General features: G+C 29.3%; 25 protein-coding genes. 7 read left to right on the top strand and 18 right to left on the bottom strand.

Annotated elements, in window-relative coordinates; translation table 11 throughout:
* The first annotated feature begins 4 nt into the window (after positions 1 to 4).
* Positions 5 to 565, top strand: coding sequence for a hypothetical protein (locus tag IPK18_02975; protein QQR98508.1), 561 nt, complete (start codon positions 5 to 7; stop codon positions 563 to 565).
* Between the two features lie 3 nt (positions 566 to 568).
* Here IPK18_02975 and IPK18_02980 read toward each other — a convergent pair whose 3' ends face one another.
* The 6 genes from IPK18_02980 to IPK18_03005 form a co-directional block, all read right to left on the bottom strand.
* On the bottom strand, positions 569 to 1,948 hold the full coding sequence (locus tag IPK18_02980) for a GMC family oxidoreductase (protein ID QQR98509.1): 1,380 nt from the start codon (positions 1,946 to 1,948) through the stop codon (positions 569 to 571).
* Between the two features lie 70 nt (positions 1,949 to 2,018).
* Complete coding sequence (locus IPK18_02985; GenBank protein ID QQR98510.1) at positions 2,019 to 3,584, bottom strand: aldehyde dehydrogenase family protein; 1,566 nt, start codon at positions 3,582 to 3,584, stop codon at positions 2,019 to 2,021.
* Positions 3,585 to 3,663: 79 nt separating this feature from the next.
* The gene (gene rocD / locus IPK18_02990) at positions 3,664 to 4,872 is read right to left on the bottom strand and encodes an ornithine--oxo-acid transaminase (GenBank protein ID QQR98511.1); all 1,209 of its coding nucleotides are present in this window, start codon (positions 4,870 to 4,872) and stop codon (positions 3,664 to 3,666) included.
* 76 nt (positions 4,873 to 4,948) lie between these two features.
* Positions 4,949 to 5,788 (bottom strand): hypothetical protein, encoded by an 840-nt coding sequence (locus IPK18_02995; protein ID QQR98512.1) that lies wholly within the window; start codon positions 5,786 to 5,788, stop codon positions 4,949 to 4,951.
* 12 nt (positions 5,789 to 5,800) lie between these two features.
* Positions 5,801 to 6,679 carry a hypothetical protein gene (locus tag IPK18_03000; protein ID QQR98513.1) on the bottom strand — a complete coding sequence of 293 codons (879 nt, stop codon included), beginning with the start codon at positions 6,677 to 6,679 and terminating at the stop codon, positions 5,801 to 5,803.
* A gap of 10 nt (positions 6,680 to 6,689) precedes the next feature.
* Positions 6,690 to 9,923 carry a hypothetical protein gene (locus IPK18_03005; GenBank protein ID QQR98514.1) on the bottom strand — a complete coding sequence of 1,078 codons (3,234 nt, stop codon included), beginning with the start codon at positions 9,921 to 9,923 and terminating at the stop codon, positions 6,690 to 6,692.
* Positions 9,924 to 9,968: 45 nt separating this feature from the next.
* On the opposite strand from IPK18_03005, the gene IPK18_03010 reads away from it, so the two are divergent.
* Entirely contained in the window at positions 9,969 to 11,687 is a 1,719-nt protein-coding gene (locus tag IPK18_03010; protein QQR98515.1) for a PDZ domain-containing protein, read from the top strand.
* Between the two features lie 2 nt (positions 11,688 to 11,689).
* On the opposite strand, the gene IPK18_03015 is transcribed toward IPK18_03010, so the two are convergent.
* Complete coding sequence (locus IPK18_03015) at positions 11,690 to 12,940, bottom strand: beta-lactamase family protein (protein QQR98516.1); 1,251 nt, start codon at positions 12,938 to 12,940, stop codon at positions 11,690 to 11,692.
* A gap of 222 nt (positions 12,941 to 13,162) precedes the next feature.
* Between IPK18_03015 and gcvH the strand changes: the two genes are divergently transcribed.
* From gcvH to IPK18_03035, 4 genes are all read left to right on the top strand, one after another.
* Positions 13,163 to 13,540, top strand: coding sequence for a glycine cleavage system protein GcvH (gene gcvH, locus IPK18_03020; protein QQR98517.1), 378 nt, complete (start codon positions 13,163 to 13,165; stop codon positions 13,538 to 13,540).
* A 1-nt stretch (position 13,541) separates the two neighbouring features.
* Entirely contained in the window at positions 13,542 to 14,630 is a 1,089-nt protein-coding gene (locus IPK18_03025) for an acyltransferase (protein ID QQR98518.1), read from the top strand.
* 169 nt (positions 14,631 to 14,799) lie between these two features.
* Positions 14,800 to 15,057 (top strand): hypothetical protein, encoded by a 258-nt coding sequence (locus IPK18_03030; protein QQR98519.1) that lies wholly within the window; start codon positions 14,800 to 14,802, stop codon positions 15,055 to 15,057.
* Between the two features lie 37 nt (positions 15,058 to 15,094).
* Complete coding sequence (locus tag IPK18_03035; GenBank protein QQR98520.1) at positions 15,095 to 15,853, top strand: TerC family protein; 759 nt, start codon at positions 15,095 to 15,097, stop codon at positions 15,851 to 15,853.
* On the opposite strand, the gene IPK18_03040 is transcribed toward IPK18_03035, so the two are convergent.
* The 3 genes from IPK18_03040 to mtaB all read right to left on the bottom strand — a co-directional run bounded on the left by IPK18_03040 (position 15,854) and on the right by mtaB (position 19,018).
* On the bottom strand, positions 15,854 to 16,555 hold the full coding sequence (locus tag IPK18_03040) for a hypothetical protein (protein ID QQR98521.1): 702 nt from the start codon (positions 16,553 to 16,555) through the stop codon (positions 15,854 to 15,856).
* Positions 16,492 to 17,631, bottom strand: coding sequence for a DNA polymerase III subunit gamma/tau (dnaX, locus tag IPK18_03045; protein ID QQR98522.1), 1,140 nt, complete (start codon positions 17,629 to 17,631; stop codon positions 16,492 to 16,494). Before dnaX ends, IPK18_03040 begins: the two co-directional genes overlap by 64 nt.
* 85 nt (positions 17,632 to 17,716) lie before the next feature.
* Positions 17,717 to 19,018: a tRNA (N(6)-L-threonylcarbamoyladenosine(37)-C(2))-methylthiotransferase MtaB gene (gene mtaB, locus IPK18_03050; protein ID QQR99288.1), complete on the bottom strand. Its 1,302-nt coding sequence runs from the start codon at positions 19,016 to 19,018 to the stop codon at positions 17,717 to 17,719.
* A 102-nt stretch (positions 19,019 to 19,120) separates the two neighbouring features.
* On the opposite strand from mtaB, the gene IPK18_03055 reads away from it, so the two are divergent.
* Complete coding sequence (locus tag IPK18_03055; GenBank protein QQR98523.1) at positions 19,121 to 20,050, top strand: Gfo/Idh/MocA family oxidoreductase; 930 nt, start codon at positions 19,121 to 19,123, stop codon at positions 20,048 to 20,050.
* A gap of 62 nt (positions 20,051 to 20,112) precedes the next feature.
* On the opposite strand, the gene IPK18_03060 is transcribed toward IPK18_03055, so the two are convergent.
* From IPK18_03060 to cyoE, 8 genes are all read right to left on the bottom strand, one after another.
* Positions 20,113 to 20,661, bottom strand: coding sequence for a histidine phosphatase family protein (locus tag IPK18_03060; GenBank protein ID QQR98524.1), 549 nt, complete (start codon positions 20,659 to 20,661; stop codon positions 20,113 to 20,115).
* Positions 20,662 to 20,672: 11 nt separating this feature from the next.
* Positions 20,673 to 20,900 (bottom strand): hypothetical protein, encoded by a 228-nt coding sequence (locus IPK18_03065; GenBank protein ID QQR98525.1) that lies wholly within the window; start codon positions 20,898 to 20,900, stop codon positions 20,673 to 20,675.
* Between the two features lie 55 nt (positions 20,901 to 20,955).
* Positions 20,956 to 21,480, bottom strand: a complete 525-nt coding sequence (locus IPK18_03070) for a DUF420 domain-containing protein (GenBank protein ID QQR98526.1) — start codon at positions 21,478 to 21,480, stop codon at positions 20,956 to 20,958.
* Positions 21,480 to 22,199, bottom strand: coding sequence for an SCO family protein (locus tag IPK18_03075; GenBank protein ID QQR98527.1), 720 nt, complete (start codon positions 22,197 to 22,199; stop codon positions 21,480 to 21,482). The genes IPK18_03070 and IPK18_03075 overlap by 1 nt, the downstream gene beginning before the upstream one ends.
* 2 nt (positions 22,200 to 22,201) lie before the next feature.
* On the bottom strand, positions 22,202 to 22,537 hold the full coding sequence (locus IPK18_03080; protein QQR98528.1) for a cytochrome C oxidase subunit IV family protein: 336 nt from the start codon (positions 22,535 to 22,537) through the stop codon (positions 22,202 to 22,204).
* A gap of 43 nt (positions 22,538 to 22,580) precedes the next feature.
* Positions 22,581 to 23,345, bottom strand: coding sequence for a cytochrome c oxidase subunit 3 (locus tag IPK18_03085; GenBank protein ID QQR99289.1), 765 nt, complete (start codon positions 23,343 to 23,345; stop codon positions 22,581 to 22,583).
* 102 nt (positions 23,346 to 23,447) lie between these two features.
* Positions 23,448 to 24,068, bottom strand: a complete 621-nt coding sequence (locus IPK18_03090) for a heme-copper oxidase subunit III (GenBank protein ID QQR98529.1) — start codon at positions 24,066 to 24,068, stop codon at positions 23,448 to 23,450.
* Positions 24,068 to 24,880, bottom strand: coding sequence for a protoheme IX farnesyltransferase (gene cyoE, locus IPK18_03095; GenBank protein ID QQR99290.1), 813 nt, complete (start codon positions 24,878 to 24,880; stop codon positions 24,068 to 24,070). Before cyoE ends, IPK18_03090 begins: the two co-directional genes overlap by 1 nt.
* Positions 24,881 to 24,934: the final 54 nt, after the last annotated feature.

Here is a 24,934-nt window from a genome sequence, read left to right on the forward strand (position 1 = left end):
ACTAATGGATGAACATAGTATATTTCTAAATATATATTTACAAATAGAATTAGCAGCGTACAAAAATTACATCACCTTAGCATTAAAGTTTAATGAAATTAATTTAGCAGAAAAATTCTTAGAAAAATACAAATCACATTTACAAGATGAACACAAAGAAGAAGTATACAATTTTAATAAAGCACTTATTTTATTTGAAAAAAAAGACTATTCTAGCGTAATAGATTTATTATTATTTCTCAACTTTAAAGATGTATTTTATAAGTTAAATCAGCGTAGATTATTAGTTAAAACATACTTTGAAATTAGCCAAACAAACGAATCATATTTTAAACTACTAATAGATTATATTGCATCTTTCAAAAAGTATCTTTTATCACTCAAAACACTTCCAGAAGATTATATTATTCTAAATAAAAATTTTATAAAATTTACTGAAATACTAATATCAAAACAAAAGCTGAATAAAAATGATGCAAAAACATTCTCAGATAAACTCTCAAAAGTAGAAAAAATTTCTGAACGAAATTGGTTTAACGAAAAGATTGCACAAAGTCTAAAGTGAAATTTATTTTACAAGTTCGCTTGCTAATTTATTGCCCAATGTCATGATAGTTAATCCTGGATTAATGCCTGGTGCATTTGGAAAAATACTTGAATCTGCTATGTATAATGTTTTTTCTCCATGTACTGTAAAATCTGGTGCTACAACAGATTTTGCGCCATCTGTTCCCATTACACAACCACCCATCAAATGCAAACCAAAATATAAGTTAGACTCATACACTTCATACGCACCTGCTTCTACCAATATTTTCTTTATGGCATCAAGTCCTTTATTTTTTCTTGCAATATCTTGATTGGTTAATGGTTTATGTACAATCAATTTTCCATTATTGTCTATTTGTATTTCGCCAACATTTTCATCACGCACAGCCACTTCTATACATTGCATATGTCTATATCTTTTTAGTGCATCTTGGTGTGCTGCACCAACTTGTCCAAACAACATGCCTGTTGCAATTGGTGGTGCAAATACATTTTCCAACTTAAAACCTTCTTTCCTAAAATTTGGATCTTTTGAAGCAACACTCTGAAACATACCTTTGTGTGCATCTACTTTTTCTTTTTGAAAACCAAACCACATAAATTGCGGATGTGATGCAAATTTTTTGCCTAGTGTAGGCAATTTACTTTTAAACCCAGATTGCAACATCATTTTTGTAGTGCCAAATGAACCACCAGCCAGAATTACTTTTTTTGCTTCAAACTTCACTCTAGTTCCTTGCTGCAATCCATATATTTTACAAGTATCTTGATTAGGTTCTACTTTGAGTATTTCTACTTCTGTTTGAATTGCCATTCCTGTTTTTTCTGCTTTCTGTACAAAAGCTACCATAGAACTTTGCTTAGAATCTCGATGACATCCACCTAAACATGCCAAACAATCATTTTCTCTTTCAGGTGCGCAATCACTTTGTCCTCTTCGTAAGAAATGCCATTTGTATCCTAATTTATCACATGCTGCAGCAAATAGTTTTCCGTTTGGGCGCATTTCTTCAGCACAAAATGTATGTAAAGCTAATTCTTTTTCAACTTGCTCATAATGTTTTTGCATAGCATTAGAATTAAACCAATCTACACCACTTTCTGCTTTCCAATCATCCAATGCAATATCATCAAATCTGTCCATCAAACATTGATAAACAATTGAAGAACCACCAACCAATCTTGTGCGTAGAAATCCCATTCTTCCATCTTTCGAAAACTCAATTCCTCCACCCCAATATAATTTTGCTGATGTTTCTGCTTCTGTTCTTGGAAATGTATTTTTTCTATAAAATTTCCCTGCTTCTAATAGCAAAACCTTTGCACCTGCTTGGTGCAAAAAGAAAGCTAAAGAACCACCGCCACTTCCAGAACCTACTACTATAAAATCGTATATCATTTTTATTTAGTATTTTAGAGATGAGATTATGAGATATTGAGAATATACAAATACATCTTTATTCATAAAATTATTTAATTTGTTCTTTTGTTCCTATTGCGTCTATTTGTAAGCCATTTACAGCAAACTTGATGTATTTTCTTGATTTTGCAAACCATGCTTCCATTAAATTCTTTAATAGTTTTGCTTTATTTTCTGTGTATGGATACCAATGTGGATCTACTACTTTACTCATATTATCAATAAATACAGATTTGTGATTGCAGAAAGTTAGGATACCTTCTTCACCTTTAAATCTGCCAATTCCTGATTGTTTGGTACCACCAAATGGTAAGTATGGATTTGCTTCATTAATCATGTGGTTGTTGATACAGAAATTTCCTGTTTTAATTGCACGTGCTACACGCACACCACGTTCTTTATCTTTTGTCCATACAGAACCACCTAATCCATAAATAGAATCATTGGCTAATGTAATAGCTTCTTCTTCAGTTTTAAATTTCATAACTGCAAGCGTTGGTCCAAAAGTTTCTTCTGATGCAATTTTCATCTCATGTGTACAATTATCTAAAATAGTTGGTGGAATATGCATAGAACCTTTTTCCTTAATTCCTCCACACAATAAACGTGCGCCTTTAGCTAATGCATCTTCAATATGATCTTCTACAATAGCTACTTGAAAAGATGCAGTCATCGCTCCTACATCACATTCATCTGGTCTTGAGGTATCTCTATTTGGATTGGAAACGCGAAGTTTTTTAGTTTTATCAACTAATTCTGCCACAAATTTATCGTAAATAGATTCTTGCACATATAATCTTTCTATCCCAGTACAGTTTTGTCCTGCATTGGTAAATGCACCCCACATTATTCCATTAATAGTTCTATCAAAATTTACATCATCAAATACAATTGATGCATCTTTTCCTCCGAGTTCTAAATCAACTGGAATTAAATCTTGAGCTGCTAATTGTGCAATTTTCTTTCCTGTGTTCACAGAACCTGTGAAATGTATTTTATCTGGTCTTTCTGCAATTAATGCTGCACCTGTAGATTTTCCGCCAAATACAATTTGAATGGCATCTTGCATAAAACCTGAATGTGCAAAGAAATGTTCCCACAATGGTTTTAATGGTGTTACCTCTGATGGTTTTACAATAGTTGCATTGCCTGCAATAAATGCTAACATACTTGGAACAATTACTTGATAAAAAGGAAAATTCCAAGGTGTGATAACTAAGATTGTACCCAATGGTTCGAAGAATTGTTTAGATTTTTTTCCCATTAAAAAAATTGGTACTGGCACATCTTTATCTTTCAATAATTTTGGTGCTAATTTTTTATATACATCAATCACATCGCATACTTCAAATACTTCTGCTGCAAATGCATCTGTTCTTGCTTTGCCTGTTTCTGCAATGATATAATCTAAAATTACATCTGCATATTGCATGACATATTGATTGATTTTTTCTATTTCTGCTAATCTATCTGCAAGTGACATCTTAGCAATTTTATTTTGCACAATATTTGCTTTTTGATAATATTGTTTGATTTGCGCTGGTGTTTGCTCTTCAATACTGTACAATATTGAGCCATTAATTGCATTTGTAACATTCAATGAATTTTCTTGCATATTTTTACTTTTTACAAAGTGAAAATACCAATTTTTAGTGATATTACAAGAAATGAATCGGAAAAAATTAGCTAATTACTTATAATGACATCTTTATTATCTGAATTGCTTTTGCTATTTCTTCTTGTGTAATGATAAGTGGTGGTGCAAACCTAATAATATTTCCGTGTGTTGGCTTGGCTAGCAAACCATTTTTCATCATTTTCAAACAAATATCCCATGCTAAGTTTTCGTTTGATGAGTTATCTATTTCTATTGAATTTAATAAGCCTTTGCCTCTTATTTCTTTTATAGCTGGGTGATTTATATTTTTTAATTCGCTTCTAAATATTTCACCCATTTTATATGCATTGTCTGCTAAATTTTCTTCTAATACAACTTCCAATGCTGCTTGTGCTACTTTGCAAGCCAAAGGATTGCCACCAAAAGTTGAACCATGTTCGCCTGGTTTTATAGTTAGCATAATTTCGTCATTGGCAAGTACTGCACTTACTGGCATTACGCCGCCACTTAATGCTTTACCTAATATTAGAATATCTGGTTTTACTTGTTCATAATTGCAAGCTAACATTTTTCCTGTGCGTGCTATACCTGTTTGCACTTCATCTGCTACAAACAGTACATTGTATTTTGTACATAGTTCACGTACTTTTTTTAGATATCCATTATCTGGAACCATTACGCCTGCTTCGCCTTGAATTGGTTCTACAAAAAATGCTGCTACATTTTTATCTTGAAATTCTTGTTCTAATACTTCTGTATTGTTGAATGGTATTTTGTAAAATTCTGGTACAAATGGTCCAAAATTATTGTATGAGCTTGGATCTGTTGATGCAGAAACAGCTGCAATGGTGCGTCCCATGAAATTGTTTTCTGCAAAAATTATTTTTGCTTTATTAGGCTCAACTCCTTTTACTTCATACGCCCATTTTCTTGCTAATTTAAGTGCTGTTTCATCGCCTTCTACGCCTGTGTTCATCATCAATACTTTGTCGTAACCAAAAAGTGTTGTGATGTATTGTTCAAATTCGCCCAACAAATTATTATGAAATGCGCGTGATGTAAGTGTAAGTGTTTGTGCTTGCTGAACTAATGCATCAATTATTTTTGGATGGCAATGTCCTTGATTGACTGCAGAATAGGCAGAAAGAAAATCTAAGTATTTTTTTTCTTCGACATCCCAAACATAAACTCCATTGCCTTTGGCAAGTACCACTGGCAATGGATGATAGTTATGTGCTCCATATTTTTTCTCTAAATTGATATAGTATTGTGAAGATTGATTCATTACTACAAAGATAGAAAAATGTTATGGTTTGTAATGGATTTGGTATTTGTAATTTCCTATGGTAAATGATTCTATTCTATTGTCCTTTACTTGTATTTCTTGTATAAATAATGTCTATATCTGTATTTTCTCCGTCTAAATTCACTGTAATCTTATTTGGTAATTTTGATGATGGTGTAGATTCAATTTTTACATTATTTGCTAACAATAATTTTTGTATGCCTATTGATGTTATAAATTCATCTGTATTTAATTTTTCTATTAAAGCACTCAAAATAAAATCATTAATATTAAAACCAATCATTGAATAATCGTTACTTATTCCGGTAGAATAATCAAATGTATAAGATTCCTTTAATTCATTTTGATTGATATAAAATGGTTCATTAGTATAAAAGTCACTAGCTGTAATTGTATTTATACTGTTATCTGAATAAGTAATATTTTTATTAACAGAAGCATTAAAATCAATACAATCGCCAAATGAACAATCTCTTTGCTCAACTTTATATTTATATTGCGTTAATTTACTTGATAAATCTCTGATAAAAAACATGGAATCTGGTGTGATTAAATCATTACCTGGGTCATCATTGGTGTAATATGAAATATAGTTGATTAAATTACTTTTCACATCAATATCTAATAGTCCAACTGTTGGAGCGTATAGTGAACTTCTATCATACAACCTGTATGTTTTTGATATACTAGTATTTGTTGATGCAAAGACTAGAGAGTCATTAGTTTTTAAGTTATCAACTAAAATATCTTGATTGCCTGCAACTACAAATACTTGTATTGAATCTATAAAATATTTTTGTTGAGCTGATGGTTGTGGCACTTCATTTGGATTACATGCAATGAAGCTAAAAGAAATTAGAATCAAGTAGCTAAATTTTGAGATTATTTTTTTCATTTTGTTGTTTTTTTATTTGTAATATAATTTATATTTAATATATGTTTGATTACCATATATATCAAAATTAATGGTAAAGTCTTTTATTCTGTTATTGAAATTACTATCAAAAGTATAAGAAATTTTTCCTTGTGTAACTTCAGAAAACGAATAGTTTCTTAATGGAATTTCACTGATTAGTTTAGAAGATGGCGTATTTATTTTTTTACTTAAATTAAATATACATGCATTCAAAAAATAGGGTTTAGAGAAATTAAGAAAGTGTGAAAGAATTAGGTCATTTACATCTAGTCCTATTTGGTTATAGTTGTTATCAAAGTTAGAATAAACAATTATTGGATTATCATAAAATATAGAATCAGGGTAAAAGTCTATACAAAATGGATCGTCAGATGGGAAAGTATTTCTATTCTCATATGTTATTGATTTTATATTTTTATTTTCATATGCTATATTATAAACTGTCTCATTAAATCCATATGGACATGTTGGACTATAAGGCATATCTACTGATTTCCTATTATAAATTTTGTTAATGCTATTATCTGTATTTCTTGTAAAATATAATGAATCATAAGTTGTAGTTTGTGAGCCTAATGTTTGCATACTTTGAGTATATAAATAATCATTAATAAAACGGTATTCTTTAGCAAAATCATAAGGTAAACTTGCATCAATATTATAGACAAGTGTGGTATCTACTTTCTTAATTATTGTTTCTTGAAAATAACTAGTGTCATTCTTCCTCAACACATAGTTCTCATTAAAAAAACCATCCTCAATTGAAATAGAATCTATTTCATATTGTACATTATCAACCTTACTATTTTCATTCTTGTTACAAGAAGATAAAATAATTGATATAAAGATTACATAAATTATATTTTTCATATTTATATTTTTAATGGCTCATCATTACCATAAAACTGGATTTAAAAATTTGGTCTTTAGTTTGAAAAATCAAATAATAGACTCCAGTATTTAAGAATGGAATATCTATCATTTTATATTCTTCATTTTGTGAAATCTTTAAATTTCCTACTTGATATAATTTTCCTGTTACATCTACCACAGCTATATTTCCTTCAAGTAATTCATCAGTATTGGTTTTTATGAGAAGTTGATGCTTTCCTTCAGGAATTAAATTATCAATGATAGTGAATTGTTGTTGTGTATTGAAATTATTTTTAATTGGTGTATTCAATACATTTACCGAATCTGTATAAGTATACAGAATTTTATTATTTGGAAGAGTATGTTTTATTCTATAATAATTCCATCCGATATCTGGCAAATTATCAGTTATTTCATATTGTAAAGTATCAAACAAGCCGAATTCTGGAACAATAGTCATCATTGTTTCAAATAGATGATTTTGTTCTGTATGTTTTTCGACATGCATACTTTCTGTTTCATATTCATGAATATTTTTCCAAGTTAGATATACCACACCATCACTTAAAGTTGCATGAAAATCTATAATACTATCCATAATGTAGTATAAAGTATCAATATTAGAATATTTAATTTGTCCGTTTGGCAATTGCATCACAATTCTATAAATTGATGAATCTTTAATTGGAAAAAAATCTTTATAGTTATAATTCTCAGAAACACTATTATTGGCTAGAACTTCCGTTAAAGAATCTAATGTTTCATATATTTTTGCTTTCTGAACAATATATTTTTGTACGTTTTTTTGTTGTGCCAACCAATCTACATTTATAGTTTTATTTCCTATCTCAACATTAAAATATAATATAGAATCAGTACAATTCAATAAATATATCGAATCAACACCAACTAAAAAAATTGAATCTGAAAAAGTTATCGCTTCTAATTTATAATAGTTCTTTCTTACTTGTGAGTTATTATCGTTATATTGATATTGGTCAATTACATTTAGATTATTTTTTGCTGAAATTGTTTTCAACAGTGAAAAATTTGAAGTATCATTACTAGATTTGTATATATTATATTTTTTTATGTTTATTTCATTTTTTACTTTCCATGTTAGTATAGCATCACAATAATTAGCATCTACATTGAAATTAAAGATTGAATCTTTTGGAAATATATTTGATGTTGTTTTATCCTTATCTACCCAAATTGGACTACTCCATGCCCAAACTTCTATATTATTAACCTTATTTTTTTGTTTAGCTCTAATGTAGTACATGGAAGTATCTGAATATGTAGAATCCATAAATGAAAAATCAATTACTCTATTATTTGTTGCTTGAGGTTGTATTCTTTTTATAACATTAAATTTAGGCACACCATTGATATATTGGTTGTTTGTAAAGTCCCATTTAACAACATCTACATATTCTATTTCATTTGTACCAGCAACAAAAATTTCTAAGACAGGTTTTAAGTATTGATTAAGTAAAAGCTCATCTCCCATCATTTTGTTATAGATATTAAACTTTAATACTATTCTTTCGCCTGTTGTTGCGTATGCATTTCTATTATATAAATGCTGAAATAAATTATTTCTGTTTAAACTATCAGCAAATATTGCTGCACCACCTGCTTGGTCTCTGAATGCACTTCTAGCAATATGTCCATCACAACTACCAATAATGCCAACTCTTTCTCTTTTAGACCATGCGTCTTGAATAAATGAACCTTTTATACCACATGCATTAGGATTATTGCTTTTATAAGATAGCGGATGATTATCATCATAGTATTCGCTTAAACCATGTGAACTATATATTTCATATATTCTTCTATATTTTTTATTATAATATTGATTCCCAAACTGCATAGGTACAGTACATTGAGACAAACATGCAAAACATTTTCCTGTATGGTGTGGTATTGTTAATACTTGTAAGCTTGTATCAACTGTATCAGCAGATGCATAAATCTTTAGCACATTATTATACTCAATTTTATTCCCCCATCTTGGAATCTTCCATATATCTTCGTCCTTAAAATTAAAAATCATATTGTTGTGTTGCGATGGTGTTGGCATACTATTCTCGTATCCAACAAATGTTATATACCTATTTGGTTGATGGTATTCTAGAGCTCTTAATTTTATTTTATACCATTCTTGGTCATTTATACCATAATAATCAGTACCACCACCATCTATATGGTCTGTAATACTAAAAAAATCTAAGCCTTCTGAATTTCTTGTATAGTCATAAGCACCTGAACCTCTTCCATCTCTACTAAATTCTGTATGCGTATGAAAATCTCCCCAATAAATTTTTATACTATCATCAGATACATGTATTGGATTGGAAGTATATACTTTATTACCAAACTGGCATGAACATGTATATACACCATCTCTTGTAAATTTTACATACAAATCCTTAACTCCTTTATCATCATTAGAAATAGATATATAATTATCTACAATAGCATATGGAGTATTACATGATACTTGAATTATTCCAGTTTTTGTTGGAGTTGTATTATAAAACTGGTCTGTTAACATAATTTTTAACAATGCTGATTCATTTGCTTTCGCAGTTGATTGTAATACTAAATTTATTTTATGACCAAAATTTTCTTCTTTTATATGTAGTATTGGTCTATCTCTAATAATTTTAAAATTAGTGTTTCCAAAATTACACATCGTAGCAAAAAAGTCTGTTGTTTTAGAAAGACCTACATTTATATATGATTGTGCTAATCCTGCACCATGCACAATTTGTAGTGTATCCCCAATTTTAAATGTATCAATCAATTTTATGGTTGCAATCAATCCAAATGCATCTTTGTCTACCAAATATTGTTGAAGCGTATAACCAATAAATTCATCTCTTGACGGTTGTATATTATTTATAGTTTGTTGTTTTGTAGTATTAATTACTGCTTTAGTGTACCCAGCAGTTACTGCAAAAAGGGCAGGTATAGTTAATGGCTTTCCATCCCATACTGCTGAAATAAATTGTTTTGGTAAAATAATTTTAAACAATGTATTGGGTAAGATATTTGTCGTGTCATTTACAATATTAAATGTAATCTTTTGTCTTGTATTTACCGTTACAGTATCTGGATTTACAAATGTTCTAAATGCATTTGTATAACCATCTATTGTTTGTGCAGATAATGAGTCACTAGCAAACAAGCCAACAAGTATATAAGCTATTAAAAAGTAAAAAGATTTCATAAATTTGTTTTATAATTTACCAAATGTATATAATATATAAATACCATGCATATTAAATATAAACTATTTTCAAAAAAAACATACGCGCATATACTATGTATTGATTTACATATAAATAATATCTCATATGACTCATTAGTATTAAAACTTCCTGTGTGGATTCCTGGTAGTTATTTGGTGCGTGAATTTGCTAAAAACATAGACTATATCATTGATATTAATACTCAACAGCGTATTAAAAAAACAAATAAAAATACTTGGATTGTTGATACTAAAAATATTGATTCTTTACATTTGCAATATCATGTTTATGGTTTTGATTGGAGTGTGCGTACCAATCATATCAATGAAGAACATGCTTTCGTAAATGCAGCAGCATCGTTATTGTATATTGAAAATCATGAAAATATTCCGATAGATATAGAAATTGTACCTGATAAAAATTGGAATTCTATATCTTCTAACTTAGAAATATTGAATAATAATATTTGGCAAAGAAGAGCTAATAATATTCATGATTTATATGATAGTGTATTTGAAATTGGCAATCAACAGATTGTACATTTTAATGTAAAAAACACCACTTATGAAATTGCAATGTATGGTAATAACAATTGCAATACTGAACAATTAATCGAAGATTTAAAAAAAATAATTGCATCGCAAATTGAAATATTTGGGCATCATCCATGTGAAAAATATTTGTTTATTATTCAACATCGGCTTTTAGGTTTTGGTGGTTTAGAACATTTGAATGCGTCTGTCAATCAGATTCCAAGTTATCATTATCAAGAAAGAGAAAAATACAGACAAGCTATTGGTCTTCTTTCGCATGAGCATTTCCACTTGTGGAATGTAAAAAGAATAAAACCTAAAGAATTATTACCATATCAATACGAACAAGAACAATACACAGAATTACTTTGGTTTTTTGAAGGCATTACAAGCTATTATGATGATTTAACTTGTTATCGAGCAGGCGTTTTCTCAAAAGAAGAATATTTGGAAATTGTAGAAAAGTTAATTAATGAAGTTGTTAATCATCCAGGAAATGATGTGCAAACATTAGCAGAAGCAAGTTTTGACGCGTGGATAAAATATTATAGACAAACAGAAAATTCAATCAATTCTGAAGTGAGTTATTATAGAAAAGGTGCTGTTGTTGCTTTACTAATAGATTTATATCTTATATATTATTCTGATGCTAAATATTGTTTGGACAATATAATGCAAATTCTATTTGCTGAAAGCCAAAAGCCAAATTATTCTGGACTAACTAAAGAAAGAATTATACAAGTATTACAACAATTTGTAGATTTTGATTGGAATGATTTTTATGAGAATTATATAGAAAATACAAGACCTTTGCCAGTAGAAGATATTTTTAATTCAATGGAATTTTCGTGTATCAATAATCAAAATTCTAGTTATTATTTAGGATTATATTTACAAGAAAAAGGCAATAGTTTTGTCATCAAACAACTAGATAAAAACTATGGTGCATACAAAGCTGGCTTGCAAGTAAATGATATTATTGTAGAAGTTGACACACAAAATTTTGAAAATAATTTAAGCAGCATTTTACAAGAAAAAAATACTGGCGACATAGTTATTTTTAAGATTGAAAGAGATGGAAGTATACACAATATTGCAGTTACGCTAACACTTGACTTACGTAAAAACTATTCCATATCTAAACCTGAAAACATATCTCAAAATAAATTTGAACAGAAATGGTTGATGCAACTAAATGTAATTAGTTAAAACTACTCATGCATAACTACAGCTTTCTCTTTTAATTTTTTATGTTCTAATGCAAGCACAGATTCGTAGGTTGCTTGTCTAAGTGCCAATTCTCTTGGATCATTTGCAATATGTGTGCCCATTTTATTCATTACATAAGCAAATGAAAGTTGTAAAGTTGGATCTGCAAATGCGCCAGAACCACCAGCACCAAATGTTCCGAACGCTTTATAATCTACACCAAAATCTTGATAAGGCGAAGGCTTAGCAAAGCCTAATGAAAATGGAATATCTACACCAAGTACCAAATCTATTTTATCAACTTTTGGAGCAATTGGTGGCTTGCTCAATTCTTCTAATGTTTCTGCTGATATATTTAGTTTTTTCCCACCTGTGGCTAAGTCATTATAAATAGTAGCTAAACTACATGCATTTCCAAATCCAAGTGCAGAACCATTTTGCAATGATATATATTTTATATTATTAAAATTATTCAAATTTAATGCAAATGGTGGATTTAGTAAAGATTTATAAAACATAGAAAATGGATTGACAATATTCTTAACCAAACGACCAAAATCTCTATTGTCTCCGCCTGTTATTGCATCAGTTGGCGAAAATGGAATACAACTCGCTTTTCTGTTCCAATCTACTTGAGCTGGAAAACCAATGTATAATTCTATATTTAATGGTTGTGCTATTTCTTCTTGAACAAACTGTGCTAGATTCCTTTTTTGTGGATCAATTCTTTTCATCAACTCATTTTGGTACATGGCAATGGTCCATGCATGGTAACCTTGCCTATTACCTACTTTCCAATATGGTTTTTGTTTTGCCAAACAATTAGATAGTTTATTTTCGTCGCACAATGTTTCATAGTTGAAAGATTTATCATTGCTAAACAAACCTGCTTGGTGCGAAAAAAGTTCTCTTATTGTAATATTCTCTTTTCCATTAGCTGCAAATTCTGGCCAATAGTGAGCTACCTTTTCATCATAATTGAGTAGTTGTCTGCTATGCAACATTGCCATTGCTATTGAGCTGATACCTTTTGTAGTAGAAAACAAAATTGATAGTGTATCTGCTGTCCATTCTTGTGTGCGTTTAGAATCTTTAAATCCAGCATACAAATCTACTACCTTCTCACCTTCGAAAAAAACACAACAACTTGCACCTACTTCTTTTTTATTATAAAAATTGTATTGAAATACATCTCTTACTTTTTCAAATCCTTCTTTTGCATAACCTTTAATTTCTACAAATTTCTTTGACATAATATTCTTTTATATTAATATATTAAAATAATACAATATTCTAAAAAAGATGTGTACACACAGCATAAATTAGAAATTACAATACAAGATAATAAAATACATAATAAATTCACTTAACAAACATTAAGTAATATGCAAATAGAATGTAAGTAAATGAGTAAAAAAATAAGTAATTGGCTAATAAAATTTGAAAATAAAATTTTACCTTAGCAAAAAAAACACATGGAATATCCTGCTACACTCAAATATTCAAAAGAACACGAATGGTTAAAAGTTGAAGGCGATGAGGCTGTAATTGGCATCAGCGCATTTGCACAAAAAGAACTAGGCGATATTATTTTTGTAGATATTGACACACTTGGTGAAAACTTAGAACAAAACGAAATATTTGGTTCTGTAGAAGCTGTAAAAACTGTTTCTGATTTATATATGCCAATTTCTGGAGAAATCATTGCAATAAATGAGGCACTAAAAGACAAACCTGAGTTGGTAAACTCAAAACCATATGATGATGGCTGGATGATAAGAATAAAAATAACAGATGCATCACAAATAGATGGTTTGCTTTCCAGCGAAGATTATCAGGCAATAATAGGATAAAATGATACAGAAAATAGGTAGATACATTCCTGCAATATTGTGGATTGCATTCCTATTTTATTTGAGTTTTCTGCCAGTAGATAAACTTCACAAAGAAGAATTTGAAGAGAAACTACATGTTGCTGAGTTTTGGCACTTAGTTATTTATTTTGCATTATTTAAGTTACTACAATTTAGTAATGCCTTTAAAAATTGGCAAATTCTAATTTTCTGTATTTGTTTTTCTATCTCAATAGAAACCTTACAATACTTTTTTGTTCAAGGTCAACAATTTAAAATTACAGAAATAATTGCTGCAATAGTTTCATCATTATTGACTTATTATTTTGCTAGTAAAGAAAAAGTTGTAGAAGAAAAAAACATAGAAACAGCCAAAAATGTATTTCATTTCAAACATTTAGATTCTTTGCGTGCTATAGGTTGTTGGTATATTTCTATTGCACATATACTTATATTTATTTCAAATTATAAATTACATAAAATTCCTATTGAGGAAAATGGTTTTATTGTACAATTTGGGCATATGTTTATCAGTACATTTTTTGTATTGAGTGGTTTTCTAATCTCTTATTTTTTAATTAAAGAGAAAATCAAGACAAATAAAATAGACATCAAGAAATTTTATATCAGAAGAGCATTTAGAATTTTGCCTGTGTATTTAGTTGGATTATTTGTAATTGCATTAATCTATCATCTTATATGCTCGCATATGATAAAGAATGGTTTAACAGATGGAACATTCGGAAATATGTGTTACAATCTAAATGAAAGATTTTTATTGTACATAACAATGCTACCTAATGTTGCTTTCTGCTTTGATAGAGTGTATTTTCATCTAAGTAATTATTGGTCTATTGGTGTTGAAGAGCAGTTTTATATTTTGTGGCCAATTATATTATTATTTTCAAAAAACATTTTCAATTCATTAAGAAATATTTTCATCATTTACACTATTCTACTTATTATCACATTTGCAATTAGTTTTGGTGCAGCAGAAACAGATACATCTTATCGTATATTTAAGCTAGTATATATTACAAGATTTGCTTGCGTTTGCATTTGGTGGATTTTGTGCTTATGCTGTTATTAATATTAATCAATTTGAAAAAACAAAATTATATCAAATTATCATTTCAAAATACACACAATTTATAGCATTTATACTTCTAATTATTTTTTCATTTATAAAAAACGAATTTATTTTTGCATTTAAGCATGTATTAATAATTATACCTTGCAATGCAATAATAATTTTCAACATGGCAATAAATAAAAACAATTTATTTAATATTGAAAATAAATTTCTAAACTATGTTGGTATGACAACATATAGTATGTACGCATATAATTTAATTTTCCTAGATATGTTTGTTGGTATGACTAAAAATATTTTTAAAACTAACAATATTATCATCTTGATAATTGTACCACTAACTTTGCTTACTTTAGTATCTATTGCATCTTATAAGTACATTGAAATTAAATTTTTGAATATTAGAAAAAAATATTTCGACTAATCGTATTTTGTTGTCTTAATTTCATAATTTTGAACTCATGTTAGAATTTTTATTAGAAGGATTATCAATACAACAAGCACTATTAATTGTACTAAATCTAATTCTTATTGAAAGCCTATTATCAGTAGATAATGCAGCTGTTTTAGCTACTATGGTAATGGACTTACCAAAAGAACAAAGAGCAAAAGCATTAAAATATGGAATAATTGGTGCTTATGTTTTTAGAGGTATTTGTTTGTTGTTGGCTGCTTGGTTAATTAAAATTTGGTGGCTGAAACCACTAGGTGGATTATATCTAATATATTTATTTTTAGATTATATATACAAAAAAAACAAACCTAAAGTAGACGAAGAAGAAGTTGTAAAAAAAGAAAGTAAACTTTACAAATATACTTTTGGACTTTTTGGAAAATTTTGGGCAACTGTAATACTTGTAGAAGTAATGGATTTAGCATTTTCATTAGACAATGTTTTTGCTGCGGTTGCATTCACAGAAAATATAAAACTAATCTGGATAGGTGTTTTTATTGGCATATTAGCTATGCGTTTTGTGGCACAAAGCTTTGTAAAACTAATGGAGAAATATCCATTTTTAGAAACTGCAGCATTTTCAGTAATAGGTATTTTGGGTATCAAGCTGTTTTTGGCATTGCCTGCACATTTCTTTCATGAAAGTCCAGTTTTTAGATTTATAGAAAGTGAAAAATTTGATTTAGTAATTTCAATAGTTACATTCCTAACTTTCTTTATTCCAATTATGACGTCTAGGTTCTTCAATTTTCCTAAACACAAATAACTAAGCATCTAACGTAAGGTCAAATTTTTGTATAAGATACCTTACACTTTCGTTTGACTCATACAATTCTTTTGCTCTTTCTCTAGGAACTTTATACACTGGCTCTTCGTTTTTTGGCTTCTGCAAAACAATCTCAAGTTCTAACTGTTTTGTATTGGTATGTTCCAAAAAGAATGTAATAATACTTGACTTATTGAGTTGCATCATTTCTAAATTGATATTGCTACTTGCAGTAACTAATATTTTATTTTTCTCAAAAACTGGTTGTTGGTTTTGAATGATATTTAGATATGAATTTTGGGCATTTGGTTTTATAAAACTTATATACTCATCCCAAAATGCAACTATGTTTTCTGAGTTTAATTCTGGTTTTTCTTTTTGTTGTATATTTTTATCATCATTAATTTCTGCAATTATACTTGTTAATGATGATTTTTTTGCAAGAATTTTCTTAGCTGATGAATTTTGTGTTGATTCATCTTCATGAGAAACATTTTTTATTTCTACTTTTTTTTCTTCAACTTGAGGTTGCTCAAGTTTAGTTTCAACTTTAGGAATTTCTACTTCTTCCTCAATAATTTTTACAACTTGATTTTTGTCTATAGTTTGTTTAGACTTTATTCTTTCAAGAAGTAATTTTAGTTTTTTTTTTCGCCTAAAATGAGTTCTAAAGTATTTTCGATTTGTGTATTTAAGAAGCAAATTTTTAATAAAAACAATTCAACATGTAGTCTTTTATTTTTTGCTTGTTTGTATTGTACATCACATTCATTCAGATAACTCAATGCATTGAGCAAAAATGTTTCTTCTATGATTTCTGCTTGCGTTAAATATTTTTGAGTTACAGATTCGCTCTTTTCTAATAACTGAATTGTTTCTGGATTTTTACTGACTAAAAGATTTCTAAAATGCTCACTCAAACCAGCAATAAATATTTCGCCATCAAAGCCATTTCTAATTATTTCATCAAATGAATTAAGCACAGCAGCACTGTCTTGTGTCATGAAATAATCAGTTATTTTAAAATAATAATCATAATCTAATATATTTAGATTTTTAATTACATCTTGATAAGTTACTTCGTTACCTGCAAAACTTACAATTTTATCAAACAATGAAAGTGCATCACGCAAACCACCATCAGCTTTTTCTGCAATAATATGTAATGCTGCATCTTCTGCAACTACATGTTCTTCTTTCGCAATAAATTCTAATTGTTTTACTATATCTTGATTGGAAATTCTTTTGAAATCGAATATTTGGCATCGAGATAAAATGGTAGGAATGATTTTATGTTTTTCAGTTGTTGCTAAAATAAAAATAGCATAGCTTGGTGGCTCTTCTAATGTTTTTAAGAATGCATTGAACGCACCAGCACTTAGCATATGTACCTCATCTATGATATACACTTTGTATTTTCCTGATTGTGGTGCAAAACGCACTTGATCTACCAAAGTTCTAATATCATCAACACTATTGTTGGATGCAGCATCTAGCTCAAAAATATTAAATGATGCATTTTGAGAAAATGATTTGCAAGAATTACATTCATTACAAGGTTCAAAATTCTCAGATGGTTGTTCGCAATTTATAGCTTTTGCCAAAATTCTTGCACAAGTAGTTTTACCAACACCACGTGGTCCACAGAATAAAAATGATTGTGCTAATTTTCCTGTAGATAATGCTTTTTTTAAAGTCTCTGATACTTGAGCTTGTCCAACTACGTCAGAAAAACGCATTGGTCTGTATTTTCTTGCGGAAACAATAAAATTATCCATCTATTACAAAAATAAGAAATTAGACTAAGTATCTACTTCAATAAAATACTAAGTTTTACACAAAATGGTTTTTTGTTAGCTTTTGTTAGATATTTACATGCACATTTCCATCTGCTGAAATATTATCCAGTGATGCATTTTTCAATGTATTGACCAAACTTTCATCATATTGTGCATTCACTTTTATATAATTATCAGTAAAGCCATGCATCAACGCTCCTTTCTTCTCTTCTTCAAACAATACTGTTCTGTTGGTGTGTAAATATTGCTCGTAAAACTGCCTTTTTTTCTTTTCTGATAAACTTCTAAGTTGTGTACATCTATCTTGTCTTACACTCATTGGCACCACATCTTGTATATCTAATGCTTTGGTATTTGCCCTTTCTGAATATGTAAATACATGTAAATATGAAATATCTATTTCGTGCAAGAAGTTAAATGTTTGCATAAAATCATCGTTTGTCTCACTCGGAAAACCAACAATCACATCAACACCAATGCATGCATGTGGCATAGTAGATTTTATTTTTTGCACTCTGTCTTTATATACATCAGCTTGGTATCTTCTTTGCATCAATGCAAGAATTTTATTGCTGGCACTTTGTAGTGGAATATGGAAGTGTGGCATAAATTTGTTGCTCGTTGCTACAAATTCTATAATCTCATCAGTCAATAGATTAGGTTCAATAGATGATATTCTAAAACGCTCTATTCCATCTATTTTATCTAGTTCTTTAATTACATCAATTAGTTTATGGTGGTCATCTATTCCTCTTCCATAATCGCCTGTATTCACGCCAGTAATTACAATTTCTTTTATATTATTCTGAGCTAATGCTTTTGCATTTTGAATGATATTTTCCAATTTATCGCTTCTGCTTTTTCCTCGAGCTAATGGAATTGTACAAAATGTACATTTATAATCGCAACCATCTTGAATTTTTAAAAATGAACGTGTTCTTTCTGCTAATGAAAACGAAGGCATAAAATCATTTACCTCATTAATTGCTGAAGTATGAATTTGTCCACAGGCATTTTTAGTTAAATCTGTGATAATGCTTGGAAGATTAAACTTATCTGTTGCGCCAAGTACTAAGTCTACACCTTTTATGGATGCAATTTCTGCTGGTTTCAATTGGGCATAACAGCCTAATACCACAACAAATGCATTAGGATTCACCTTTAATGACTTTCTAACTATATTTCTACACTTTGCATCAGCATCATCTGTAACAGAACATGTATTAATAACATATACATCTGCAAAATCGTTAAAATCTACAGTTTCAAAGCCTACTTGTTTCATTTGTCTAGCTATTGCTGATGTTTCAGAGAAATTGAGCTTACAACCTAATGTGTGAAATGCTATATTTTTGCCAGTAAACATGCTCAAAAATAATCAATATACACTATATGTGGATTATTTACAATAAAATAGATATGTTCATAGCTTAATTTTAATTTTGATTTTACACTAAATATTGTTTTTTTGAAAAAATTAAAGGTTGCTATTATTGGAATTGGTAATTTGGGTATGCAATACATCATTAGGTTGCAGTACAATAAATTATTTGAGCTAGTTGGCGTCAATGATAAACATCCTGAGCACTACGAAGATTTGAAAGAAGAATCTGGTATTAATTTTTATGAAAATGCAGATGAGCTGACTGATGCGTGTGATGCATTGATTATATGTACACCTACGCATGCCATCAATAAATATTTATTTGATGTAATTAAATCTGGAAAGCACATTTTGCTAGGCAAACCAATTTTGAATGATTTGCCAGATATTCTGTATATCAATGATATTGCTAGAGAATCTGGAATTAAAATGCAAATCAGCATGGTAGATAGTTTTAATCCTGTTTTTAGTACACTTAAAACCATGGTTGAAGAACCTATGTTTGTTGAAATAAGAAGAAACACATCATTTGAGTCTTCTAAAAACAATCCAAATATTATAAAAGAATCTTTATTGAAAGATATTTGTTTACTACTTGAATTGTGTAAGGCAAGTAATATCCAAAAAATAAGGTATAATAATTTGTATGAAAAATTAGATTTTGTTCAAGTAAGAATAGAGTTTGACAACGGAACATCAGCACATATTTCTATTAATAAATTATCTAACCAAAAATCTTTTACTGTTCAAGTATATCAAGCAAATAAAAATATTATTGCCAATTTTTTAAATAGAAGAATAAATACATTTACAAAAAGCGATAATCAGCAGCATGTGCTTGAAAACAATATAGAACTCAGCGAAACTGAAGCTATAGAAGAAGAACTGAATGCATTTGCAAGTAGTATATTGAATGATACTGATTGTAAAAATTCTATTGCAGATTTTTATAGAGCAACAGCTATTACTTATGATTTGTTAAAGAAAATAGATATTTTAGAGATATCTATATAATTATACATTTAAGTGTGATAAATCATTTTCCTTAACTGTATGGAATTTATCGCCATCTAAGCTTAGATGATACAAACATGTATTGTTATGTAAAATGTATCCATCTTAGAAATTGGCAAATCCAACAGCATACACATCATTACTCTAAGTGTTCTGCCATGTGTGCAAACTAATATTGTTTGGTATGACGCTTGTTTAATTTCGTTAATAAAAGGCAATAATCTATCTGCTAAATCTTGTGCACTTTCGCCACCTTCAATTTTATTATCCAACTGACCATCAGCCCAAGATTGTATAATATTGTAATAGTCTTTTTGTAATGTAGGATTATGTTCAACACCTTCAAAAATGCCCCAATCTATTTCATCTATTTCTGGTCTTACCAAATGTGGTATATCTTTATTGATGAATTCATCAACTGTTTGCCAAGTACGTTTTAATGATGATGTGTACACAACATCAAAATTTATTTCTTTGTGTGCCTTAAAAAACAATGCTGCTTGTTCTATTCCTGTCTGATTCAAATCAGAATTTACGCCTCTACCTTGAACAACTTGTTTTACATTAAAATCTGTTTGTCCGTGTCTTATAATATAAATTTGTTTCTGCATTTAAACTGTTATTATTCTTTCACAGAAAAAGAATCTTTCTTCTTTATCCAAATAATTAAAACGCCACCTAAGAATACAACTGGCGCAAATAATAAATATAAAATTCCTGTATTCAAACTTTTAGCATACTCTGATTTCTCGGCAGTTGCTCTACACATTGGGCATTGTGCATCAGCCATTGTAAATACAAATATGAACAATAATGTAAAAAATATTGGAAGATATTTGCTTATTTTCATCTCAGATGTTTTAGTAAAGTTACAACTAATATTGCACTTCAATATTGAATAAACATTAATAATATGGTGCTAATAATACATAAACCAATACACCTGAAATTGCCACATATAACCAAAATGGATAGGTGTATCTTGCCCACTTTTTATGTTGCACAAATTGATTTGTAAATGCAAAAGAGAATGTTTTTAAAACAAAAGGTAAAATAACAGCTGCTAAAATTATATGTGTTATTAGTATAAAATAATAGATTGGTCTTATTATTCCTTGACCTAAAAATTTAGTATCTTCTGCCTTTAATGTATGATAAAATAAGTAGCTTAATAAAAATAAGCACGACAACACAAGTGCTGATAACATAAATAATCTATGTATATTTTGCTTTTTGTATTTAATTGCAATCAATCCAAATATTAAACATAAACTTGTGCCCGTATTTAATATTGCATTGAGCTTTGGAAAAATCATTAAATTTATACTGTGTTCAACATCTGGTGGTTGAACTTTTAGTAAAGTCATTACAATAGCTGGAACAGCTACAGAAATAAATAAAATTATAATATTGATTTGCTTATTAGACATTAATCTTTTTTCTCTTCTTTCATTGGCACAATATAGCTAACCAACAACAATTGAATGTCTTTTTTTAATTTTTCAATTGATTCTAATTTAGTGCCATCGTAAAATCCTCTAATTCTTTTTTCTTTATCAATCAACACTAGTTTTTCACTATGAATAAAATCATTTGAGCCACCATCACCTTGAACTGCTGTTACCAAATATCCATTTCTTGCAATTGCGTATAAATCTTTTTTATTTCCAGTAAGTAAATGCCAAACTTTACTATTTACATCTTTTTCAATAGCATATTTTTTTAGTTGTCCTACCGAATCTGTTTCTGGATCTACAGTGTGTGATAAAATTAGAACATCTTTGTCATTAAAGTATTCTTCTTGTATGATATGCAAATTATTAGTCATATCTATACAAATTGTAGGACAAGATGTGAAGAAGAAATCTGCCACAACTACCTTATTCTTCATTATATCTTGGTTTATAGAATCACCATTTTGATTGATAAACGAAAATTTAGGAATTGTGTGATAAATTGTATCTATTACTACATCACCTTTTGAGTTGGTAGTTTCTTTTGGTAGTTTATTACCATAAATAGGAAGACATTTGTCAGTCTCTAATGTTTGTCTATTTGTATCTAAATATTTAAAAAAAATAAGAAATACAATGGGAACAAGTACTGCAACTATTAATGCAATTAGACAACCATTCTTTTGACTTTTCATGTTTATTTACTCATTTCAACTATTGCCTTCAACCATTCACTTCCATCCCACATAAATGCAATAATTCCCCAAATAAGAAATGATAATGGCAAGCCTAATGATAATGCAAATGCTCTTTTTTCATATTTCACGTGCATAAATTCACCAATGATAAAATATGCTTTCCATACTGACATTATTACAAATAGAGAATTCAGTACAAATTTAGGCAATACACCACCTAAAGTAAGTGCAATAACTACTTCTACTACAGTAATGATTGCTAAATATAATGTGGCTCTCCATACAGCTTTAACTTGGCTTTGATATTGTTCTTCTGATAAATGTTCTCCGCTCATATATTATATTATTTATATATTATTAATTATAAAGATTTAATTATTACATTAAGTAGAATGCTAAGAATACGAATACCCAAACTAAGTCTACAAAGTGCCAGTACAATCCTATTTTTTCAATCATTTCGTAATGACCTCTTCTTTCAAATGTACCATTAAGTGTACCAACTAGTGCGTACACATTTAAACAAACACCTGTAAAAACGTGAAAGCCGTGAAAGCCTGTAATTCCGAAGAATAATGCACCGAAAGTTGTTGGTCCACCAGTTTTTTGAATTCCATCAGCTATATTATAAAAATGTTGTTCTGTGCCATGTGCGTATAAATCTGTAAATTGTCCTTGTGCATTTAATGCAATTTCTCTCAATCCTGTTTCAGGATTGACAACACTTTTAGCTAAATGCAATACACCTTCTGTATCTAAGATATATGGATTAAAGAATGGTCTTAATCCATTTTCAATTAAGTGAGCCCACTCCCATGCTTGGCATGCTAAGAATAATACACCACCTATTATTCCACCAATCATCCAAATAGCAACACCTCTTTTGTTCATTCTATGTCCTTCTTGTACTGCACGTACTACAAACACAGAACTTGCAATTAGGATAGCCGTCATGATTGACACGAAACCCATTGGTACATTTGCATGACCCATTAATGGCATAGCATTAAATACATCATTTGGATTTGGCCACCAAGGTTGGCTAATTCTTATAGTAGCATATGCAATCAAAAATGCTGAGAATGTAAATGCATCTGACAATAAGAAATACCACATCATAGACTTACCATAACTAATATTCATGGGCGACTTCTCACCACCTTCGCCATTATCTGGTGTTGGCAATTGGTGCTCTTCATGTGTATCCTTAATTTCTAAAACTTCTGACATATTTATGATATTAAATTATAAATTAAAATATAAAAATCCGAATAGATATAACCAAAGAATGCCCATAAAGTGCCAAAATAAACTTAATAGGTCTGTTCTTATACTTAATACGCCTTTCTCTGATAATTCTATTTTTTCTAATACTTCGTCTGATTTAATTTTTCTTAAAGCAATTAAACTTCTTACAAATGCAACAGTAAGAAAAACTAATCCTGTTAATACATGCAGTGCATGCATCAATACTATAACAAATAAAAATTGTGGTGCTGGGTTTGGGTTACCGGCTGGATAAAATCCTTGATTTGATAATATCATCCACCCATTATACTGAAAATAACAGAATAGAACGCCACAGATAATAGTTAATAATAATGTAAACGACATTAGTATTTTATTTCCTTTTTTATTAGAAATATCTGCCACTAATAAGCATATACTACTAAACAAAATTATAAATGTAGAGATATTAAATTCATTAGGCAATGAGAATCCTGTCCATGCTCCACCTGCGCCTTTCCTTACTAAGAATGCACTTGTAAAGCCAGCAAATACCATACAAGAAGAAACGATAAAGAGCCACATTGTAAATTTATGTGCTCCTTGATTCTTTTCTTGATATTTTAGCGTTAGACTCATTATATTTTATCTAGGTTTAAAGCTATCAATACAATTGGTAAGTATAAAAAAGAAGCAAACATAAGTTTCTTTGCACTCTTGTCTGATGTATCAATAGATAATTGTATTGCTTGTAATAAGAACACAATGCCTGTGATTGTAATTATAACTAATGATATAATTCCAGAAAGACCAAAGAAAAATGGTAAAGTTCCAACAATAATTAAAAGTATTAAATATGGAACGTTTAATAATGCTGTATTTCTATTTTTTATGTTGTTTGGTAATAAATGAAATCCTGCTTTGTTGTAATCATCATTTAATAACCATGCAATAGACCAAAAATGTGGAATTTGCCAAAAAAACTGTATTGCAAATAATATAATACCACCTATTCCAATACTTCCTGTTGCTGCTGTCCAGCCAATAAGTAATGGCATAGAACCTGGAACTGCTCCAATAAATACAGCTACTGGACTAATTTTTTTGAATGGAGTGTATACAAATGCATAGCTAATTAATGACAACGCACCTAATAATCCTGATATTGGGTTAAAATAAAAACCTAAAATACCAATTCCAACGATTCCAAATAGTCCAGCAATTAAAGATGCATTTACTACGGAAATTTTTGCTTTTGGTAATGGCCTTTCCATTGTTCTATTCATCAACTTATCAGTATCTTTTTCTAAAATTTGATTAATAATATTGGAAGATGCTGTTACTAAAAATCCTGCGATAGCTAATAGCAATATTGATGTTGATGATATGTTTTGATTTGCAAACAGATAAGACATAACAGCTGAGAAAACAACTAACAATGACAAACGCATTTTAGTCAATTGACTAAATACGGTGTATGTGTCAGTTAAAACAGCAGCAATAGA

The sequence above is a fragment of the Sphingobacteriales bacterium genome (assembly GCA_016699615.1).
In the GTDB taxonomy this organism is placed as follows: Bacteria; Bacteroidota; Bacteroidia; order Chitinophagales; family JADIYW01; genus JADJSS01.

Coding starts and splice junctions, on each gene's coding strand:
- IPK18_02975 (QQR98508.1), top strand. CDS start 5: ATGGATGAACATAGTATATTTCTAAATATATATTTACAAATAGAATTA.
- IPK18_02980 (QQR98509.1), bottom strand. CDS start 1,948: ATGATATACGATTTTATAGTAGTAGGTTCTGGAAGTGGCGGTGGTTCT.
- IPK18_02985 (QQR98510.1), bottom strand. CDS start 3,584: ATGCAAGAAAATTCATTGAATGTTACAAATGCAATTAATGGCTCAATA.
- rocD (QQR98511.1), bottom strand. CDS start 4,872: ATGAATCAATCTTCACAATACTATATCAATTTAGAGAAAAAATATGGA.
- IPK18_02995 (QQR98512.1), bottom strand. CDS start 5,788: ATGAAAAAAATAATCTCAAAATTTAGCTACTTGATTCTAATTTCTTTT.
- IPK18_03000 (QQR98513.1), bottom strand. CDS start 6,679: ATGAAAAATATAATTTATGTAATCTTTATATCAATTATTTTATCTTCT.
- IPK18_03005 (QQR98514.1), bottom strand. CDS start 9,923: ATGAAATCTTTTTACTTTTTAATAGCTTATATACTTGTTGGCTTGTTT.
- IPK18_03010 (QQR98515.1), top strand. CDS start 9,969: ATGCATATTAAATATAAACTATTTTCAAAAAAAACATACGCGCATATA.
- IPK18_03015 (QQR98516.1), bottom strand. CDS start 12,940: ATGTCAAAGAAATTTGTAGAAATTAAAGGTTATGCAAAAGAAGGATTT.
- gcvH (QQR98517.1), top strand. CDS start 13,163: ATGGAATATCCTGCTACACTCAAATATTCAAAAGAACACGAATGGTTA.
- IPK18_03025 (QQR98518.1), top strand. CDS start 13,542: ATGATACAGAAAATAGGTAGATACATTCCTGCAATATTGTGGATTGCA.
- IPK18_03030 (QQR98519.1), top strand. CDS start 14,800: ATGGCAATAAATAAAAACAATTTATTTAATATTGAAAATAAATTTCTA.
- IPK18_03035 (QQR98520.1), top strand. CDS start 15,095: ATGTTAGAATTTTTATTAGAAGGATTATCAATACAACAAGCACTATTA.
- dnaX (QQR98522.1), bottom strand. CDS start 17,631: ATGGATAATTTTATTGTTTCCGCAAGAAAATACAGACCAATGCGTTTT.
- mtaB (QQR99288.1), bottom strand. CDS start 19,018: ATGTTTACTGGCAAAAATATAGCATTTCACACATTAGGTTGTAAGCTC.
- IPK18_03060 (QQR98524.1), bottom strand. CDS start 20,661: ATGCAGAAACAAATTTATATTATAAGACACGGACAAACAGATTTTAAT.
- IPK18_03065 (QQR98525.1), bottom strand. CDS start 20,900: ATGAAAATAAGCAAATATCTTCCAATATTTTTTACATTATTGTTCATA.
- IPK18_03070 (QQR98526.1), bottom strand. CDS start 21,480: ATGTCTAATAAGCAAATCAATATTATAATTTTATTTATTTCTGTAGCT.
- IPK18_03075 (QQR98527.1), bottom strand. CDS start 22,199: ATGAAAAGTCAAAAGAATGGTTGTCTAATTGCATTAATAGTTGCAGTA.
- IPK18_03080 (QQR98528.1), bottom strand. CDS start 22,537: ATGAGCGGAGAACATTTATCAGAAGAACAATATCAAAGCCAAGTTAAA.
- IPK18_03085 (QQR99289.1), bottom strand. CDS start 23,345: ATGAATATTAGTTATGGTAAGTCTATGATGTGGTATTTCTTATTGTCA.
- IPK18_03090 (QQR98529.1), bottom strand. CDS start 24,068: ATGAGTCTAACGCTAAAATATCAAGAAAAGAATCAAGGAGCACATAAA.
- cyoE (QQR99290.1), bottom strand. CDS start 24,880: ATGCGTTTGTCATTGTTAGTTGTTTTCTCAGCTGTTATGTCTTATCTG.